We start from the raw sequence: 17,340 nt of genomic DNA, 5'->3' as shown, positions 1-17,340 counted from the left end.
GCGCTCCGGGGCCGACGGACTCAGACCCTCAGAGGGCGAGGCACAACGTCACTTGTTGATGCAGACGTTGCCGAAGGCGGGGTTCAGCAGACCGATCACGGAGATCGTGTTGCCGCAGACGTTCACCGGCACGTGGACGGGCACCTGAACGACGTTGCCGGAGAGGACGCCGGGCGAGTGCACAGCGGCACCCTGGGCACCGGAGTCGGCGACGGCCATGCCGGCGCTCGCGAGAACCAGACCACCGGTGGCAGCAGCGGCTGCGACGACCTTCTTGAGCATTGTTCCTCCTAGTTGGCAAAGGCGATCCAGGTTGCTGATCGCATCACTTGTAACGAGGAGGGAGTAATGAGGCTACGAGCTTATGAGCGCATTCACCCGTCCCGGGCGCCTCCCGCACGCGCGGCCGAATAGCGCCGGGTGCGGAAGGCGCGTTTCTCCGGGCGATTCAGGACGCGTCGATGAAACGGTCGAGCACCCGCACGCCGAACCGCAGTCCCTCCACCGGCACCCGCTCGTCCACCCCGTGGAACATGCCCGCGAAGTCCAGCTCCGGCGGCAGCTTCAGCGGTGCGAAGCCGAAGCCCCGGATGCCGAGGTCGTCGAAGGACTTCGCGTCCGTGCCGCCGGAGAGCATGTACGGGATCGCCTTGGCGGCCGGGTCCTCGGCGAGCAGCGCGGACTGCATGGCGTCGACGAGCGCGCCGTCGAAGGTGGTCTCGACGGCCTTGTCGGCGTGCACGTCCTCGCGCCGCACCTTCGGGCCGAGGATCCGGTCGAGGTCGGCGAGGAACTCCTCCTCGTGGCCGGGCAGGAACCGTCCGTCGACGTGCGCGGTGGCCTCGCCGGGGATGACGTTGACCTTGTAACCCGCGCCCAGCTGCGTCGGGTTGGCGGTGTTGCTCAGGGTCGCGCCGATGAGCTTGGCGATACCGCCGAGCTTGGCGAGGGTTCCCTCCATGTTCTCCGGGTCCAGCTCGGTGCCGAGCGCGTCGCCCAGTTCGTCGAGGAAGGCCCGGGTGGTCTTGGTGACCCGGATGGGGAACTTGTGGCGGCCGAGGCGCGCGACGGCCTCCGACAGCTCGGTGATGGCGTTGTCGCGGTGGATCATCGAGCCGTGCCCGGCGGTGCCGGCCACGGTCAGTTTCATCCAGTGCATGCCCTTCTCGGCCGTCTGGATCAGATAGAGGCGGCGCTGCTCGCTCACGGTGAAGGAGAAGCCGCCCACCTCGCTGATCGCCTCGGTGACGCCCTCGAAGAGGCCGGGGTGCCGGTCGACGAGGTACCGGGCGCCGTACGTCCCGCCGGCCTCCTCGTCCGCGAGAAACGCCAGCACGATGTCGCGCGGCGGCCTGCGCCCGCTGCGCAGCCGGTCGCGGACGACCGCCAGGGTCATCGCGTCCATGTCCTTCATGTCGACCGCGCCGCGCCCCCAGACACACCCGTCCGCGATCTCGCCGGAGAAGGGGTGGTGGGTCCAGTCGTCCGCGTTGGCCGGGACGACGTCGGTGTGGCCGTGGATGAGCAGCGCGGGCCGGGACGGGTCCTCGCCCTCGATCCGGGCCACCGTGGACGCGCGGCCGGGGTGGGACTCGAAGATCTGCGGTTCGAGTCCGACCTCGGCGAGCTTCTCGGCGACCCACTCGGCCGCCTTGCGCTCGCCCGGGCCCGAGTGGTCCCCGTAGTTGCTGGTGTCGATCCGGATCAGCTCGCGGCAGAGGTCGACGACCTCGTCCTCGCCGGTGACGCTGCTGGCCGTGCCCGAGTCGCTCACGTGGTTCCTCCCGCTGTCACTGCTGGTGTCCCTGCTGGTTTCCCTGCCGGTGGGTCCCTCTCATCCTCCTCCCCGGACCGTCCGGGCCCAAGGAGGGGGTGATCGGCCACCCCGGAAAGCCTGGTAATGTTTACGTCGTCGCCGCGGGCAACGCCCCGTACGACAGACACCTTGTCCGGGTGGCGGAATGGCAGACGCGCTAGCTTGAGGTGCTAGTGCCCTTTATCGGGCGTGGGGGTTCAAGTCCCCCCTCGGACACCAGTGAAGACCCCTGCTCGTCAGGGGTCTTCTGCTTTTTTCGGGGCCCGCTCCGACCAGGCACAATGGCCGCCATGACCACCCCCTCCTGCCCGTGCGGGCTGCCCGGTCCGTACGAGAACTGCTGCGGCCGCTTCCACTCGGGTGCCGCCTCCGCGCCGACCGCCGAGGCCCTGATGCGCTCGCGGTACAGCGCTTTCGTCCGGCTGGACGCCGGGTACCTGCTGCGGACGTGGCATCCGCGGACGCGTCCCGAGCGGCTCGATCTCGACCCGGGTACACGGTGGGCCGGACTGGAGATCCTCGCCACCACCGACGGGTCCGCCTTCCACTCCGCCGGGACCGTGACCTTCCGGGCGTCCTACCGCGGGGGGTCGCTGCACGAGCGCAGCCGGTTCGAGCGGGTCGGCGGGGCGTGGGTGTACGTGGACGGGGAGTTCCTGGAGTAGTCCGTGTCAGGGCGCCAGGATGTCCAGCTCCTGGAGCGCCCCCACCGTGATCTCCCGGGTCAGCCGCTCCGCGCGCTCCGCGTCCCGGGCGCGCACCGCCTCGGCGACCTGGACGTGCAGGGTGACGGCGGCCGGGTCGGGGTCCTCGAACATCACGTCGTGGTGGGTGCGGCCCGCCAGGACCTCGGCGACGACACCGCCGAGACGCGCGAACATCTCGTTGCCGGAGGCGGTCAGGATGACGCGGTGGAAGGCCACGTCGTGGAAGAGGTACTGCTCCAGCCGGTGACCGCTCGAGTTCGCGACCATGCCGAGCGCGCACTCGGTCAGCTCGGCGCACTGCTCGGGCGTGGCGAGGCGTGCCGTCAGCCCCGCCGCCACCGGCTCGACCGCCGAGCGCAGCACGGTGAGGGAGCGCAGCTGCCGCGGGCGCTCGGAGCCGGCCAGGCGCCAGCGGATGACCTGCGGGTCGTAGACGTTCCACTCGCACTCGGGCAGGACGGTCACGCCCACGCGGCGGCGCGAGGCCACGAGGTGCATGGACTCCAGTACGCGGACCGCCTCGCGCATCACCGAGCGCGACACCTCGAAGCGCTGGGCCAGCTCGTCCGTGCGCAAAACGCTGCCCGCAGGGTATTCGCCCGCTGTGATCGCGGGGCCGAGGGTGTCCAGTACGCGGCCGTGCAGCCCCCGGCCCGGTGTGCTCATGCACTCAGCGTACGGGGCAGATCACGGGAACAAAAAGTCAGACTTATATGTCACAGGCTCTTGAATTTGTCGTACCTAATAGGTTTCAGTTGCGTCGACATCACGTGTCGACGAAGACAGCAGACAGCGAGAGTGCGATGCAGCGACTGCACACCCCCCATGTCGTCGTGGTCATGGGAGTAGCGGGCACCGGGAAGACCACGATCGGTCCCCTGCTCGCGGCCCGGCTCGGCGTTCCCTACGCCGAGGGCGACGACTTCCATCCGCCGGCCAACATCGCCAAGATGACGGCCGGCACCCCGCTCACCGACGAGGACCGGTGGCCCTGGCTGGACGCCATCGGCGGCTGGGCGCACGGGCGGGCGGGACTCGGCGGGGTGGTGAGCAGCTCGGCGCTGAAGCGGTCGTACCGCGACCGGCTGCGGGCCGCCGCTCCCGGGGTCGTCTTTGTGCATCTCACGGGCAGCCGCGAGCTGATCGAGGACCGGATGTCGCACCGGAAGGGGCACTTCATGCCGACGGCCCTGCTCGACTCCCAGTTCGCCACGCTCCAGCCGCTGGAGCCGGACGAGGCGGGGGTCGCGGTGGATGTCGCCGGCTCCCCCGAGGAGATCACCGAACGGGCGGCGACCGCCCTGACGGACCTTCCCGAGCCGGTCCAGTAACCCCCCACTCCCCTCTTCGCGGGGTCGTGCCGCCCCCCGCGGGCCCGGCCCCGGAGCCCCCCGAACCCCCATCACCGCAAGGAAACCACCGTGACCAGACTCAGCGTCGAGATGCTGGCAGCGGACACCGTCGAGCCCATCACCTCGGCCGGCCACGCCCAGCTGGGCATCGCCGTGCTCCTGGGCATCGCCGTCATCGTCCTGCTCATCACCAAGTTCAAGCTGCATGCCTTCCTGTCGCTGACCATCGGGTCGCTGGCGCTCGGCGCGTTCGCCGGGGCCCCGCTGGACAAGGTCATCACCAGCTTCACCGCCGGGCTCGGCTCCACCGTCGCGGGCGTCGGCGTGCTGATCGCGCTCGGCGCGATCCTCGGCAAGATGCTCGCCGACTCGGGCGGCGCCGACCAGATCGTGGACACCATCCTCGCCAAGGCGAGCCCGCGTTCGATGCCGTGGACGATGGTCCTCATCGCCTCCGTCATCGGACTGCCGCTCTTCTTCGAGGTCGGCATAGTCCTGCTGATCCCGGTCGTGCTGATGGTCGCCAAGCGGGGCAACTACTCGCTGATGCGCATCGGCATCCCGGCCCTGGCCGGACTGTCCGTCATGCACGGTCTGGTGCCGCCGCACCCCGGTCCGCTGGTCGCGATCGACGCGCTGGGCGCCAACCTCGGCGTGACCCTCGCGCTGGGCGTCCTGGTCGCCATCCCGACGGTGATCATCGCCGGGCCGGTCTTCTCCAAGTACGCGGCCCGCTGGGTGGACGTCCCCGCTCCCGACCGCATGATCCCGCAGCGCGCCTCGGAGGAGTTGGAGAAGCGCCCCGGTTTCGGTGCCACGCTGGCCACCATCCTGCTGCCGGTCGTGCTGATGCTGGCCAAGGCACTCGTCGACATCATCGTCGATGACCCGGAGAACCTGGTGCAGCGCACCTTCGACGTGATCGGCAACCCGCTGATCGCCCTGCTCGCGTCCGTGATCGTCGGCATCTTCACGCTGCTGCGCCCGGCCGGGTTCGGCAAGGACCGCCTCTCGGGGCTGGTCGAGAAGGGCCTCGCGCCCATCGCGGGCATCCTGCTGATCGTCGGCGCGGGCGGCGGCTTCAAGCAGACGCTGATCGACTCCGGCGTCGGCCAGATGATCCTGGAGATCTCCGAGGACTGGTCGATCCCGGCGCTGCTGCTGGCCTGGCTGATCGCGGTGGCGATCCGGCTGGCGACCGGTTCGGCGACCGTGGCGACCGTCTCGGCGGCCGGTCTGGTCGCACCGCTGGCGGCCGACATGTCGACCACGCACGCGGCCCTGCTGGTCCTGGCCATCGGCGCCGGCTCGCTCTTCTTCAGCCATGTCAACGACGCCGGCTTCTGGCTGGTGAAGGAGTACTTCGGCCTGAACGTCGGCCAGACCATCAAGACCTGGTCCGTCATGGAGACGATCATCTCGGTGGTCGCCGGTGCCCTGGTCCTGCTGTTGTCCCTGATCATCTAGCGCCGCCGGCCCGAAGCCGGCGGAGAGAGCGGCCGTTCCCCGATCCACGGGGAGCGGCCGCTCCGCTGTGCGCGGGAGGCCGGGGAGCCTCCGGTGCGGCTCAGGAGGACGCGGCCTTGTCCAGCTGGAACGCCTCGTTGCCCTGGCCGATCCGCGCGTGCCGTTCGGGCGCCCGGGCCCGCAGGACCAGGCCCTGCGCCAGGCCGGCGAGCGCCGCGAGGCCGATGACGCCGGGCAGCATCCAGCTCAGGGCGGAACCGGGGCCCGCGCCGACGAGGACGTCGAAGTCCCTGACCGTATAGCCGGCGATGACCAGCAGGGCGAGTCCCGCGACGGTGGAGGTGGCGAGCCGCACCTTCTGGGCACCGGCGGCGCCGCGGCGGACGAAGAAGGCCACCACGGAGAACGAGGCGGCGGCCATCAGCACGATGACGCCGAGGGCGCCGATGTTGCCGCCCCAGGTGAACAGGTGCAGGACGGGCTGGGTCGGGTCGCCGTGCGGCTTGTCGTCGGCGACGGCGAAGCCGACGACCACGACCGCGGACACGGCGGTCTGGAGCAGCGACCCGGTGCCGGGTGCGCCGCTGGAGCCGCTGGTCCGCCCGAAGGCGGCGGGCAGCAGCCCCTCCCGGCCCATGGCGAAGGCGTACCGGGCGACGACGTTGTGGAAGCTGAGCAGGGCGGCGAACATGCCGGTCACGAACAGGATGTGCAGGACGTCCGTGAAGGTGCCGCCCAGCCGGGACTCGGTGAGGAAGAAGAGCAGCCCGGCGCTCTGTTCCTGAGCGGTTCCGACGATCCTGTCGGGACCGGTGGCGACGGTCAGAGCCCAGCTGCTGAGCGCGAAGAACACCGCGACCCCGCCGACTGCCAGGAACATGACACGCGGCACCAGCACATGCGGCCGGCTGGTCTCCTCGGCGTACACGGGTGCCTGCTCGAAGCCGAGGAAGGCGGCGATGCAGAAGCACAGCGCGGTCCCCACGCCCGCCCCGGTCAGGGTGTCCGGGTTGAACGCGTGCAGCGACAGCCCCTCGGCGCCCGGATCGGCGACGGCGGCGATGTCGAACACGACCACGAGCGCGACCTCGATCAGCAGCAGCACCCCCAGCACCCGGGCGTTGACGTCGATCTTCAGCCAGCCCAGGGCGCCGACCGCGAGCACGGCCAGCAGCGCCGGTATCCACCAGGCGACCTCCAGGTCGGCGTAGGTGGCCAGGAGCCCGGAGACCTCGAAGCCGAGGATGCCGTAGATGCCGACCTGGAGCGCGTTGTAGGCGACCAGCGCCACGAGCGCGGCGGCGGCACCGGCGGTGCCGCCGAGTCCGCGGGAGATGTACGCGTAGAAGGCCCCGGCGTTGTGGACGTGCCGGCTCATCTCGGCGTACCCGACGCTGAAGAGGATCAGCACCACACCCAGGAGCACGAAGAGCAGCGGCTGCCCCACGATGCCCATCACCGCGAAGGTGGTGGGCATGACGCCCGCGACCACCATCAGCGGGGCGGTGGCGGCGAGGACGGAGAGCAGCAGGCCCCCCGTGCCCAGCCGGTCGGCGCGCAGCGCCCGCTCCTGCCCCTTGAAGGTGCTGATGGCCCCGCCGCTCGCGGATCGGCTCGTGCTCGAACTGCCCCTGGTCATCGCAGGACGTCCTTCTTTCGTGTGCGTCGGGGGGGGGTCAGGCCGTGCCCAGTGCCCTCGCGCGGGCGGCACGGAAGGCCGGGTAGGGGTCGCGGTCCGGATACGACCACGGGGCGGGCGTGACGTGCTCGCCGATGCGGTGGAAGAGGGCGGCGGCCTCGGCGCCCCGGCCTTCGCAGCACTTGGCGTGCGCGAGGAAGTTGAGGTCGATCAGGCGGCGGGGGTGGCCGTCCTGCTCCCACTCCAGCCACCAGTCGAAGGCGGCCTTCATCACGAGCCGGGCGCGCCGGCCGACCCAGTGGCCGGAGGCGCTCGGGTGGGCGGACCCGTGGCCGGCGGCGGCCAGCACGCGGTAGCGCTCGGCGTGCGCGACGACCGGGAGGACGGCCAGCGGGGAGTCCGCGGGGGCCTGCTCGGCGGCCCAGTTCGCGAAGTCGTACACCTCGTGCAGCGGGTCCGCCTCACCGTCGCCGACGCGTTCGGCGAGCCGGGCCACCATCAGGTGGTGGGCGTGGTGGTGGTCGGCGTACCGTCCGCGCACCGCCTCGAAGACGCGTACGACATCGTCGTCCACGCCCAGCGAGCGCTCCAGCACGAGCAGTCCGAGCCACGGGGTGGGGTCGCCGGGGACGAGCGCGGCCGCGTCCCGGCACGCCTGCCGTGCCCGGTCCGCCTTCTCCTTGCCGCGCAGGGCGCGGTGGACCAGCGAGAAGGCGAGCAGGACCGAGGCGTCGGCCGAGTCGGGCTCGGCGAGCAGCCACTCGCGGACCCAGGCGGCGCAGTAGGGCTCCTTGGCGAGGACGGACACCCGGTGTCCCCGGCGGTCCCAGTCGTCGCCCGTGTGGACCAGCAGGGAACGCGCGGACTGCCAGCGCCCCTGGGCCAGCGCGGCCCGGGCGGCGACGAGTTCGGCGTCGTCGAGTGCCTCGTCGAAGGCCTGGGCGGCGCGCCCTCGGCCGCGGCCGAGGGGAGGCGGAGGTGGGGACACCGCGGGAACTTCCTCACGCGACGCGGTAGGTCGTCGTAGCCGGTCTGCCATGAACTGATCACGCACAGCAAACCGGCAGCCAAGGCTTGGCGTCAAGGGGAACCGAGCCGTTACACGCGTCAACTCGCTGATTGAAAACGGGACTTGTGGACCGGCCTCCCGCCCTGCCACTCGGATGCGGCGCCCACCCGGCACCCCGTGTGCGCCCGCACTAGAGTCGGCCTACGCACCGGTGGCCCGACCGACGATCGAGGTACGCAGCGTGTCGGTTCTGGTTGTGGTCCTCGCCGTGAGCGCCGCGTGCTGCCTCGGCTTCGGTTTCGTCCTCCAGCAGAACGCCGCCGAGCGCGCCCCGCTGGGCGACTTCCTCTCGCCCCGTCTCCTGCTCGACCTCGTACGGGTGCCGCGGTGGCTGGCCGGCATGGGGCTGATGGTGGCCGGGATGGTGCTGGGAGCCCTCGCGCTGGGCGGCGGGGAGCTGACCCTGGTCGAGCCCCTCCTGGCGACGAACCTGCTCTTCGCCCTGGCCCTCTCCCGCGCCCAGACCCGCCAGCCGCTGGGCCGCCAGGGCTGGGCCGGCCTCGCGCTGCTCGCCGGCGGGGTCACCGCGTTCATCGTGGCGGGCGAACCGCGCGGCGGCAGCGCGGTGACCGACCCGGTGCGGCACTGGCTGCTCATCGGCGTGATGCTGGGTGCGGCCCTGCTGCTCACGGTGTGCGCCGGCCGTTCCCGGCTGACCTGGGGACCGACCCTGCTGGCACTGGCGGCGGGCCTCGTCTACGGCGTGCAGGACGCGCTGACCCGGGTCAGCGGCCGGCGCTTCACCGAGGGTGGCCTCGCCCAGACGCTGACCGGCTGGCAGCCGTACGCGGTGGTGGTGCTCGGCATCACCGGTCTGGTCCTGGTGCAGAGTGCCTTCGAGACCGCCCCCCCTGCGCAGGTCGCTGCCCGCGCTGACGGCCGCGCAGCCGCTCGCGGGCATCGCCTGCGGGGTCGGGTTCCTCGGCGACCGGCTGCGGACCGACACCGGGGCCCTCGCTTGGGAGGCGGGCGGCCTCGCGGCGGTCGTGACCGGCATCGTCCTGCTGGGCCTGCATCCCGCGATGCCGCAGGGCACGGGCGAGGGCTGGAGCGCACGGGACCTGCAACGGCGCTGACCACGCGGCGCTGCTTGGATGAGGGCATGAGCGCTGCTGACGAGATCCTCGACATCGTCGACGAGAACGACCAGGTCGTCGGGCAGGCCCGGCGGGGCGACGTGTACGCGCGGGGACTGCGTCACCGCTGCGTGTTCGTGTACGCCCGGGACCCCGGGGGCCGCGTCTTCGTCCACCGCCGCACACCGACGAAGCTGGTGTTCCCGTCCCTGTACGACATGTTCGTGGGCGGTGTGGTGGGCGCGGGCGAGTCCTACGACGACGCGGCACTGCGGGAGGCCCAGGAGGAACTGGGGGTGACCGCGCTACCCCGCCCGGAGCACCTCTTCACGTTCCTCTACGACGACGGCGCCGGCCGGAGCTGGTGGTCGGCGGTGTACGAGGTGCGCTGCGAGGGGCCGGTCGCCCCGCAGGCGGAGGAGGTCGCCTGGCACGACTTCCTGACGGAGGCGGAGGTGGAGCGCCGACTCCGGGAGTGGGAGTGGGTGCCGGACGGCCTGGCGGCGTACGAGCGGCTGCGCGCCCGGCGGGCATGACACCCCCGCCCGCCCCGCGCCCGCACCGGCACCCGCACCCGCCCCCCGACCCGCCGGATAGGCTCCCCAAGTGATCGAATTCGTGCGGAACGTCCGGCTCTGGTTCGCCCCCGAGGAGGTCCGGCAGGAGGGCGGCACCCCCGACTACCGCTTCTCGCTGGCCAACGAGCGCACCTTCCTGGCCTGGCTGCGCACGGCCCTCGCCCTGATCGGCGGCGGTTTCGCCGTGGACCAGTTCCTGCCCGATCTGCGCTGGGGCTGGCGGGTGGGGCTGGCCCTCGCCCTGCTCGTCGCCGGCGTGCTCTGCTCGCTGCGCGCCGTGAACCACTGGGTGCGCTGCGAGCGGGCCATGCGCCGCGGCGAGGACCTCCCGGTCTCCCGCTTCCCGGCCCTGCTCAGCCTGGTCGTCGCCGTGGTCGCCGTGGTCATGGTCGTCGTGGTCCTCGCCGGCTGGGAAGGCTGAGCGTGAGCTCCCGCGACCGCGTGAGCACCCGCGACCCCGGCCTCCAGCCCGAACGCACCCGGCTCGCCTGGCGCCGCACGACCCTGTCGGGCACCGTCGTCGCCGTACTCGCCGCGAAGGCCGCCCTGCACGGGGGCACGACCCCCGCCTCGGTGGTCGCCGCCGCCCTGTGCTGCGCCCTGTGGACGGCCTTCCTGCGCCTCGCCCACGTCCGCATCCGCACCCTCGCGGCGACCAGCCGCCCCGGCGCGCTGACCCCGCCGTCCGTCGCGGCGGCGGCCCTGTGCACGGTCGCGCTCGCGGTGTGCGGCGCCTTCCTCGTCCTCTAGCTCCCGGGAGCCTCAGCTCTCCCGGTCCACCGTGACCACGACCTTCCCCCGCGTCCGGCCCTCCTGGTTCCGCCGGTGGGCGTCCGCCGCCCGCTCCAGCGGGAAGGTCTCCGACACGTACACGCTCACCACCCCCTGCTCCGCCAGCTCGGTCAGCCGCAGCAGATCGTCCGCGTCGGGCCGCACGAAGCAGTACCGCCCACCGTGGTCGACGACGTCCGCGTCGGCGATCGACGCCAGACGGCCCCCGGCCGCCAGCAGCTCGGCCGAGGTCCTCAGCGTCTCGCCGCCGACCGTGTCGAACACCGCGTCCACGCCCTCGGGCGCCAGCCCCCGCACCCGCTCCGCCAGCCCCTCCCCGTACGCGACCGGTTCCCCGCCCAGCCCCCGCACGAAGTCGTGGTTGCGTTCGCTCGCCGTACCGATGACCCGCGCCCCGGCGTGCCGTCCCAGTTGGACGGCGATCGAGCCCACCCCGCCCGCCGCGGCGTGCACGAGTACGGTGTCGCCCCGGCCGACCCCCAGCGCCCCGTTCATCACCTGGTACGCGGTCAGCCCGGTCAGCGGCAGCCCCGCCGCCTCCTCCCAGGTGAGGTTGCGCGGCTTGCGCGCGAGGGTGCGCACGGGCGCCGCCACGTACTCGGCGAAGGTCCCCCGGGAGAGGAAGTCCTCGCGGACGTAGCCGATGACCTCGTCCCCGGCCGCGAACTCCGCGACGGCCGCCCCGGGCCGCACCACGACCCCCGCGACGTCCCACCCGGGCACCACCGGGAAGACGGGCTGGAGGACCGCGTCGAGGTGTCCGTCCCGGCACTTCCAGTCGACGGGATTGACGGCCGCGGCCCGCACCTTCACGAGCACCGAGTCGGGGCCCACCCGCGGATCGGGGACCTCCCCGTACTCCAGCGCCTCGGGACCGCCGTACTGTGCGTAACTGATCGCCTTCATGGCTCCGACCCTCCGGGGTACTCGGGCACCACGCAACCCTGATGTCCGCATATGCACCCTTAAGGTGAGCGCCATGACCACACTCCACCAGGAACACACGGCCCACGAGCACGACCACGGCCCGGCCTGCGGACACGACGAGGTGCCGCACGGCGACCACGTCGACTACGCGCACGACGGGCATCTGCACCGCGCCCACAGCGGCCACTGGGACGAGTGCGAGCCCGCCGGACACACCGCGCACGGGAGCCACGAGCACCGCCACGACGAGAACTGCGGGCACGCGCGCGTGCGCCACGGCGACCACGTCGACTACCTCCACGACGGCCACCGGCACGCGGCGCACGACGGCCACTGGGACGACCACTGACCGACGGGCACCACGCCGCCCCCGGGCACCCACGGACCGGCGGTCCCCCGCGAGCAGGGCGCGGGGGGCCGCCGGTCCGTCGTGGCACCGATCACGTTCCGTCCTCCCACTGGACGGCATACCGACTGGTCGGCATCATGACTCGGGTACTGTTCGCCTGCCCGTAGGAGCGATGATGAGCCCCGACCACCCGCCCGGACTCGATCTCGACCGGCTGCGCGGCCTGCTCGACCGCGAGCGGCCCGGTCTGGTGACCGGCCCGCTGTCCGGCCGGCTGATCGAGGGCGGACGGTCGAACCTCACCTACGCGGTCTCGGACGGCGGCGCGCGCTGGGTCGTACGGCGCCCCCCGCTCGGCCACGTCCTGGCCACCGCGCACGACATGAAGCGCGAGCACCGCGTGATCAGCGCGCTGCACCCGACGAACGTGCCGGTGCCGCGGACCCTCCTCCTCTGCGAGGACGACGAGGTTCTCGGGGCGCCGTTCTACGTCATGGAGTTCGTCGAGGGCACCCCGTACCGCACCGCGGACCAGCTCGCCCCGCTCGGTCCCGAGCGCACCCGCTCCGCCGTGCTGAACCTGGTCGACACGCTCGTCGAACTGCACGCGGTGGACCCCGCCGAGGTGGGCCTCGCGGACTTCGGCCGCCCCGAGGGCTTCCTCGACCGCCAGCTGCGCCGCTGGTCCAAGCAGCTGGACGCCTCCCGCAACCGCGACCTGGCCGGCATCGACGAACTGCACGCCACGCTCGGCCGGGAGCTGCCCGACTCCCCGGCCCCGGCGGTCGTGCACGGCGACTACCGCCTCGACAACGTGCTGATCGGCGGCGACGACGAGATCAAGGCGATCCTCGACTGGGAGATGTCCACCCTCGGCGACCCGCTCACCGACCTCGGCCTGCTGGTGATGTACAGCATGCCGCTCGGCATGCCCGACTCCCCCGTCTCCACCACCGCCCAGGCCCCCGGCCACCCCGCCCCGTCCGAGCTGATCGAGCGGTACGCCGCGCGCTCGGGGCGCGACGTGTCCGCCGTGGCCTGGTACACGGCGTTCGCCTGGTTCAAGCTCGCCGTGATCCTGGAGGGCATCCACTACCGCTACACGCTGGGCCAGACGGTCGGCCGCGGCTTCGACCGCATCGGCGATCTCGTCCCCGTCTTCATCGAACACGGCCTGACCACCCTTCAGAAGGGCTGACCCGTCATGGACTTCGCGTACGACGCACGCACCGAGGAACTCCGCGCCCGGCTGCTCGCCTTCATGGACGAGTACGTCTATCCGGCCGAGCGGGTCGCCCACGAGCAGCGCGCCCGCCTCGCCTCCCCGTGGGACACCCCGCAGGTCGTCGAGGACCTCAAGGCCGAGGCCCGCCGCCAGGGCCTGTGGAACCTCTTCCTGCCCGACGCCGAGCACGGCGCGGGCCTCACCAACCTCCAGTACGCCCCGCTCGCCGAGATCACCGGCCGCAGCCCGCAGCTGGCGCCGACGGCGGTGAACTGCGCGGCGCCGGACACCGGCAACATGGAGGTGCTCGCCCAGTTCGCCGACGAGACGCAGAAGAAGCAGTGGCTCCAGCCGCTGCTCGCCGGTGAGATCCGCTCGGCCTTCGCGATGACCGAGCCGGACGTGGCCTCCTCGGACGCCACGAACATCACCACGCACATCGAGCGGGACGGCGACGAGTACGTCGTCACGGGCAAGAAGTGGTACATCTCCGGGGCGATGAACCCGGACTGCCGGATCTTCATCGTGATGGGCAAGACCGACCCGGGCGGCGAGGACATCCGCCGCCAGCAGTCGATGGTGCTGGTCCCCCGCGACACGCCCGGCGTCACCGTCGACCGGGCCATGCAGGTCTTCGGTTACGAGGACCACTACCACGGCGGCCACGCCGAGGTGACCTTCGACCACGCGCGCGTGCCGGTGGCGAACCTGATCGGCGAGGAGGGCGGCGGCTTCGCCATCGCCCAGGCACGCCTCGGCCCGGGCCGCATCCACCACTGCATGCGGCTGATCGGCATGGCGGAGCGCGCGATCGAGCTGATGTGCCGCCGGGCGGTGGACCGTACCGCCTTCGGCAAGGCGCTGGCCCAGCAGGGCGTGGTGCACAACTGGATCGCGGACGCGCGGGTCACGGTGGAGCAGCTGCGGCTCCTCGTGCTGAAGACGGCGTGGCTGATGGACACCGTCGGCAACCGGGGCGCGCACACCGAGATCCAGGCCATCAAGATCGCCACGCCGCGCGCGGTGGTCGACATCATCGACCGGGCCATCCAGCTGCACGGCGCGGGCGGCGTGAGCCAGGACTTCCCGCTGGCCGAGCTCTACGCCGGTGCCCGGACGCTGATGATCGCCGACGGCCCGGACGAGGTGCACCAGCGCTCGCTGGCCCGCCGGGAGATCAAGAAGTACCTCTGAGCGGGACGGCGCCCCCCGGGACCCGGGGGGCGTCACCTCACGGGCGCAGCGCGCGCAGCAGCAGGTCGGCCAGGTGGTCGGCCACTTCCTGCGGGGTCAGCGGACCGTCGGGGCGGTACCAGGTGGACAGGTGGTGGACCGAGCCGAAGTGGTAGTCCACCACCAGCGAGGCCGGTGCCTCCTTGGTGAAGACGCCGGTCTGCTGGCCCTCCTCGATGAGCGCGCGGAAGCGTTCGTGGTAGCGCCGGCGCTCCGCGCGCACCTGCTTGTTCTTCTCCGGGCTCAGCTGGTGCATGGAGCGGAAGAAGATCGACGCGTCGTCGAGGTTGTCGATGGTGGTGACGACGACGTCGGCCGCCGCGTCGCGCACCCGCTTCTCGACGGGCTCGTCGGAGGCCGCGAAGGCGTCCAGGCGTTCCTGCTGGAGGCGCAGCACGCGCGCGTAGACCTCGTGCAGCAGGTCGTCCTTGGAGCCGAAGTAGTGGTACAGGGCGCCCTTGGTGACGCCGGCCGCCTCCACGATCTCCTGTACCGAGGTGCGGTCGTAGCCCTGCTCGGCGAAGAGCCGGGTGGCGGCGGCCAGGAGCCGCTGCGGCACCGGAGTGCCGTCCCCGTCCGTGGTCCTGGGCACTGCCGTCACCTGCCTTTCCGTTTTCAGTGTCCGTTCACTGTCCGTCCTGGTGCGCTCGGGAACGCAGTTCCCGACGGAGGATCTTCCCACTCGCCGTCTTCGGCAGCTCGGGCAGGATCTCCACCTGGCGCGGGTACTTGTACGCGGCCAGTTTCTCCTCGCAGTACGCGGCGAGTGTCTCCGGGTCCGCCTCGGCACCCGGACGGAGGCTGATGTACGCCTTGACGGTCTCGCCGCGGTACCCGTCGGGCACGCCGACGACGGCGGCCTCGCGTACCGCCGGGTGGGTGTAGAGCACGTCCTCGACCTCGCGCGGCCAGACCTTGAAGCCGGAGGCGCTGATCATGTCCTTCTTGCGGTCGACGACGTAGAGCCACCCCTGGGCGTCCATGAAGCCGATGTCGCCGGTGCGCAGCTCGCCGCCGGGGAAGGTCTCGGCGGTGGCGTCGGGGCGGCGCCAGTAGCCGGGGACGACCTGGGGGCCGCTCACGACGATCTCGCCCTGCTCGCCGAAGGGCACCTCGGCGCCCTCCTCGTCGACGATCCGGACCACGGTCTCGGGGCCGGGCACGCCGACGGCGAGGGTCCCGGAGACCGGGTCGACGGGCGCCTCCAGGTGGGGCGGTACGGAGGCGCAGGGGGCCGTGCACTCGGTCAGCCCGTAGCCGTTGCGGATGTACGGTCCGAAGCCGGCCCGGAACTTCTCGACCAGGGCGGGCGGCAGCGGGGCGCCGCCGGAGGAGATGTTCGCGAAGGACGCGAAGTGCTCGCGGGTCGCGGACGGGTGGGCGGCCAGCGCCATGAACGCGGTGGACGGGCCGACCGTGTAGTGCGGCCGGTGCTCCGCGAGGGCGTCCAGCACGACGCCCGCCTCGAACCGGTAGGCGAGGACGAGCGTGCCCGCGCTGTTCAGGCAGGCGCCGAACTCGCAGACCATGCCGGTGATGTGGAACAGCGGCGCCAGCGCGAAGTAGACCGGTGCCTCGGGCAGACCGAGCCCGGTGCGCTGGCGCTCGGCGTTGTACATGATGTTGCGGTGCGTGTTGGTGGCGCCCTTGGGCGTGCCGCTGGTGCCCGAGGTGTAGCTGATGAGCGCGGTGTCGGCCGGGCGCGGGTCGCGGCCCTCGGGGGCCTGGTGGCCGCCGCGGGCCACCTCCGCGAGGTCGTCGGCGTCGGCGGCCCGCGGCAGCCGCTCGAAGGTCAGGACGCGCTCGTCCCGGCGGCTCTGGAAGTCCAGCTCGCAGCCGGTGAGCACGATCCGCACCGGCGAGTCGGCGGCCGCCTCGCGCAGGTACGACTCCCAGGCCCGGTCGGAGCAGACCAGGGCGGCCACCTCGCCGTCCCGCAGGACGTGCCCGACCTCCCCCGCCTTGTACATGGGGTTGACGGGCACGACCACCGCGCCGGCCTTCCAGGCACCCAGCACCGCGAGCACGAAGTGCGGCGAGTTCTGCAGCAGGACCGCGACCCGGTCGCCGCGCTCCAGGCCGCGTGCGGCGAGGTGCCCGGCGACGGAGTCGCTCAGCTCTTCCACCTCGCGGTAGGTGAGGCGGCCGTCGAAGTAGGCGAGGAAGGCCCGGTCGGGGGCGGCGGCCGCGGCCCGGCGCAGGGCGTGCACCAGGGAGGGCTCCGGGCTCAGCGGCGCCTTCTGGACATCGGTCAGCAGATCCAGCCAGGGCTTGGCCGCGTAACGGGAGCCGGTCATCGGGCCGCCGCCTCCTCCCACTGCCGCTGGAGCCGGTTCATGCCGTGCAGCCAGCGGTCCGGCTCGACGGCGCGGGCCTGGTAGTACTCGGCGACCTCGGGGTGCGGAAGGATCAGGAAGCGGTCCTCCTCGATGCCCCGGAAGAGGGCGTCCGCCACGTCCTCGGGCTCGATGGCGGTCGGGGCGAGCACCAGGTCGCCGGCGCTGCCGCTCGCGGTGAGCATGTCGGTGCGCACGCCCTGCGGGCAGATGGCGTGGACCTTGACGCCGCGGTGGCGGTACGTCAGGGACAGCCACTCGGCGAAGGCGTAGGCGCCGTGCTTGGTGACGCTGTAGGGGGCGGCACCGATCATGGTGAGCAGTCCGGCGGCGGAGACGGTGGAGACGAAACGGCCGCTGCCGCGCTCCAGCCAGTCCGGGATCAGTTCGTGCGCCGCCCGCACGTGCGCCATGACGTTGACGTCCCAGGCGAGCGCCCAGACGGCCTCGTCGGCCGCCTCGGTGCCGCCGGAGCCGACGCCCGCGTTGGCGCAGTACACGTCGATCCTGCCGTCCAGCGCCTCGCGCGCCTCGGTGACGATCGACGAGGCGTCGCCCGGGACGGCGACGGCGCCGATCTCGTCGGCCACGGCCTTCGCCCGGTCGGCGTCCAGGTCGTTGACGACGACCCTGGCCCCCTCGGCCGCGAAGCGGCGGGCCAGGGCGGCACCGATGCCGCCCCCCGCCCCGGTGACCACGACTCCGGCATCCTGCACGGCTTCCACCATCGGTCTCCTTCGACACGGCTCGGGCACTGCTGGCTCCCCGTTGCAG

General features: G+C 72.2%; 18 protein-coding genes, 1 tRNA gene and 1 pseudogene. 11 read left to right on the top strand and 9 right to left on the bottom strand.

Annotated features, from left to right (window positions below; translation table 11 throughout):
* Positions 1 to 48: 48 nt before the first annotated feature.
* Both chpH and ACGF5T_RS15745 read right to left on the bottom strand, forming a co-directional pair.
* On the bottom strand, positions 49 to 282 hold the full coding sequence (chpH, locus tag ACGF5T_RS15750; protein WP_356605988.1) for a chaplin ChpH: 234 nt from the start codon (positions 280 to 282) through the stop codon (positions 49 to 51).
* Positions 283 to 448: 166 nt separating this feature from the next.
* On the bottom strand, positions 449 to 1,774 hold the full coding sequence (locus ACGF5T_RS15745) for a M20/M25/M40 family metallo-hydrolase (RefSeq protein WP_356605990.1): 1,326 nt from the start codon (positions 1,772 to 1,774) through the stop codon (positions 449 to 451).
* 173 nt (positions 1,775 to 1,947) lie between these two features.
* On the opposite strand from ACGF5T_RS15745, the gene ACGF5T_RS15740 reads away from it, so the two are divergent.
* A tRNA-Leu gene (locus tag ACGF5T_RS15740) sits at positions 1,948 to 2,035 on the top strand.
* 62 nt (positions 2,036 to 2,097) lie between these two features.
* Positions 2,098 to 2,481 (top strand): YchJ family protein, encoded by a 384-nt coding sequence (locus ACGF5T_RS15735; protein WP_392888116.1) that lies wholly within the window; start codon positions 2,098 to 2,100, stop codon positions 2,479 to 2,481.
* A gap of 6 nt (positions 2,482 to 2,487) precedes the next feature.
* On the opposite strand, the gene ACGF5T_RS15730 is transcribed toward ACGF5T_RS15735, so the two are convergent.
* Positions 2,488 to 3,189: an FCD domain-containing protein gene (locus ACGF5T_RS15730; protein ID WP_356605994.1), complete on the bottom strand. Its 702-nt coding sequence runs from the start codon at positions 3,187 to 3,189 to the stop codon at positions 2,488 to 2,490.
* A 146-nt stretch (positions 3,190 to 3,335) separates the two neighbouring features.
* Between ACGF5T_RS15730 and ACGF5T_RS15725 the strand changes: the two genes are divergently transcribed.
* Positions 3,336 to 3,854 (top strand): gluconokinase, encoded by a 519-nt coding sequence (locus ACGF5T_RS15725; protein ID WP_361017646.1) that lies wholly within the window; start codon positions 3,336 to 3,338, stop codon positions 3,852 to 3,854.
* A gap of 90 nt (positions 3,855 to 3,944) precedes the next feature.
* Positions 3,945 to 5,342 carry a gluconate:H+ symporter gene (locus ACGF5T_RS15720; protein WP_356605998.1) on the top strand — a complete coding sequence of 466 codons (1,398 nt, stop codon included), beginning with the start codon at positions 3,945 to 3,947 and terminating at the stop codon, positions 5,340 to 5,342.
* A 100-nt stretch (positions 5,343 to 5,442) separates the two neighbouring features.
* Here ACGF5T_RS15720 and ACGF5T_RS15715 read toward each other — a convergent pair whose 3' ends face one another.
* Positions 5,443 to 6,981: an APC family permease gene (locus ACGF5T_RS15715; RefSeq protein ID WP_366768021.1), complete on the bottom strand. Its 1,539-nt coding sequence runs from the start codon at positions 6,979 to 6,981 to the stop codon at positions 5,443 to 5,445.
* A 37-nt stretch (positions 6,982 to 7,018) separates the two neighbouring features.
* Positions 7,019 to 7,969: a hypothetical protein gene (locus tag ACGF5T_RS15710; protein ID WP_356606002.1), complete on the bottom strand. Its 951-nt coding sequence runs from the start codon at positions 7,967 to 7,969 to the stop codon at positions 7,019 to 7,021.
* Between the two features lie 262 nt (positions 7,970 to 8,231).
* Here ACGF5T_RS15710 and ACGF5T_RS15705 point away from each other — a divergent pair.
* The 4 genes and pseudogenes from ACGF5T_RS15705 (at position 8,232) to ACGF5T_RS15690 (ending at position 10,454) form a co-directional block, all read left to right on the top strand.
* Positions 8,232 to 9,126 (top strand): annotated as a pseudogene (locus ACGF5T_RS15705) (DMT family transporter).
* A 26-nt stretch (positions 9,127 to 9,152) separates the two neighbouring features.
* Positions 9,153 to 9,662, top strand: coding sequence for an NUDIX domain-containing protein (locus ACGF5T_RS15700; protein ID WP_356606006.1), 510 nt, complete (start codon positions 9,153 to 9,155; stop codon positions 9,660 to 9,662).
* A gap of 70 nt (positions 9,663 to 9,732) precedes the next feature.
* Positions 9,733 to 10,125 carry a DUF202 domain-containing protein gene (locus tag ACGF5T_RS15695; protein WP_366768022.1) on the top strand — a complete coding sequence of 131 codons (393 nt, stop codon included), beginning with the start codon at positions 9,733 to 9,735 and terminating at the stop codon, positions 10,123 to 10,125.
* 2 nt (positions 10,126 to 10,127) lie between these two features.
* Entirely contained in the window at positions 10,128 to 10,454 is a 327-nt protein-coding gene (locus tag ACGF5T_RS15690) for a DUF202 domain-containing protein (protein ID WP_366768023.1), read from the top strand.
* Positions 10,455 to 10,466: 12 nt separating this feature from the next.
* Here ACGF5T_RS15690 and ACGF5T_RS15685 read toward each other — a convergent pair whose 3' ends face one another.
* Positions 10,467 to 11,402, bottom strand: a complete 936-nt coding sequence (locus tag ACGF5T_RS15685; RefSeq protein WP_366768024.1) for an NADP-dependent oxidoreductase — start codon at positions 11,400 to 11,402, stop codon at positions 10,467 to 10,469.
* A gap of 73 nt (positions 11,403 to 11,475) precedes the next feature.
* Between ACGF5T_RS15685 and ACGF5T_RS15680 the strand changes: the two genes are divergently transcribed.
* The 3 genes from ACGF5T_RS15680 to ACGF5T_RS15670 all read left to right on the top strand — a co-directional run bounded on the left by ACGF5T_RS15680 (position 11,476) and on the right by ACGF5T_RS15670 (position 14,191).
* The gene (locus ACGF5T_RS15680) at positions 11,476 to 11,772 is read left to right on the top strand and encodes a hypothetical protein (RefSeq protein WP_356606014.1); all 297 of its coding nucleotides are present in this window, start codon (positions 11,476 to 11,478) and stop codon (positions 11,770 to 11,772) included.
* Between the two features lie 175 nt (positions 11,773 to 11,947).
* Positions 11,948 to 12,970, top strand: a complete 1,023-nt coding sequence (locus ACGF5T_RS15675) for a phosphotransferase family protein (RefSeq protein ID WP_366768025.1) — start codon at positions 11,948 to 11,950, stop codon at positions 12,968 to 12,970.
* 6 nt (positions 12,971 to 12,976) lie between these two features.
* Entirely contained in the window at positions 12,977 to 14,191 is a 1,215-nt protein-coding gene (locus tag ACGF5T_RS15670; protein ID WP_356606018.1) for an acyl-CoA dehydrogenase family protein, read from the top strand.
* 37 nt (positions 14,192 to 14,228) lie between these two features.
* On the opposite strand, the gene ACGF5T_RS15665 is transcribed toward ACGF5T_RS15670, so the two are convergent.
* From ACGF5T_RS15665 to ACGF5T_RS15655, 3 genes are read right to left on the bottom strand one after another with little or no spacing between them, the layout of a single operon-like run.
* The gene (locus tag ACGF5T_RS15665) at positions 14,229 to 14,822 is read right to left on the bottom strand and encodes a TetR/AcrR family transcriptional regulator (protein WP_356606020.1); all 594 of its coding nucleotides are present in this window, start codon (positions 14,820 to 14,822) and stop codon (positions 14,229 to 14,231) included.
* Positions 14,823 to 14,856: 34 nt separating this feature from the next.
* A complete protein-coding gene (locus ACGF5T_RS15660) occupies positions 14,857 to 16,527 on the bottom strand; it encodes an AMP-binding protein (RefSeq protein ID WP_366768026.1) in 1,671 nt (556 codons plus the stop codon).
* Complete coding sequence (locus ACGF5T_RS15655; RefSeq protein ID WP_356606024.1) at positions 16,524 to 17,294, bottom strand: SDR family oxidoreductase; 771 nt, start codon at positions 17,292 to 17,294, stop codon at positions 16,524 to 16,526. Before ACGF5T_RS15655 ends, ACGF5T_RS15660 begins: the two co-directional genes overlap by 4 nt.
* Between the last annotated feature and the right edge of the window lie 46 nt (positions 17,295 to 17,340).

Source organism: Streptomyces sp. NPDC047853, from assembly GCF_043204535.1.
In the GTDB taxonomy this organism is placed as follows: domain Bacteria; phylum Actinomycetota; class Actinomycetes; order Streptomycetales; family Streptomycetaceae; genus Streptomyces.
This window is presented reverse-complemented; position numbering and strand designations above follow the sequence as displayed.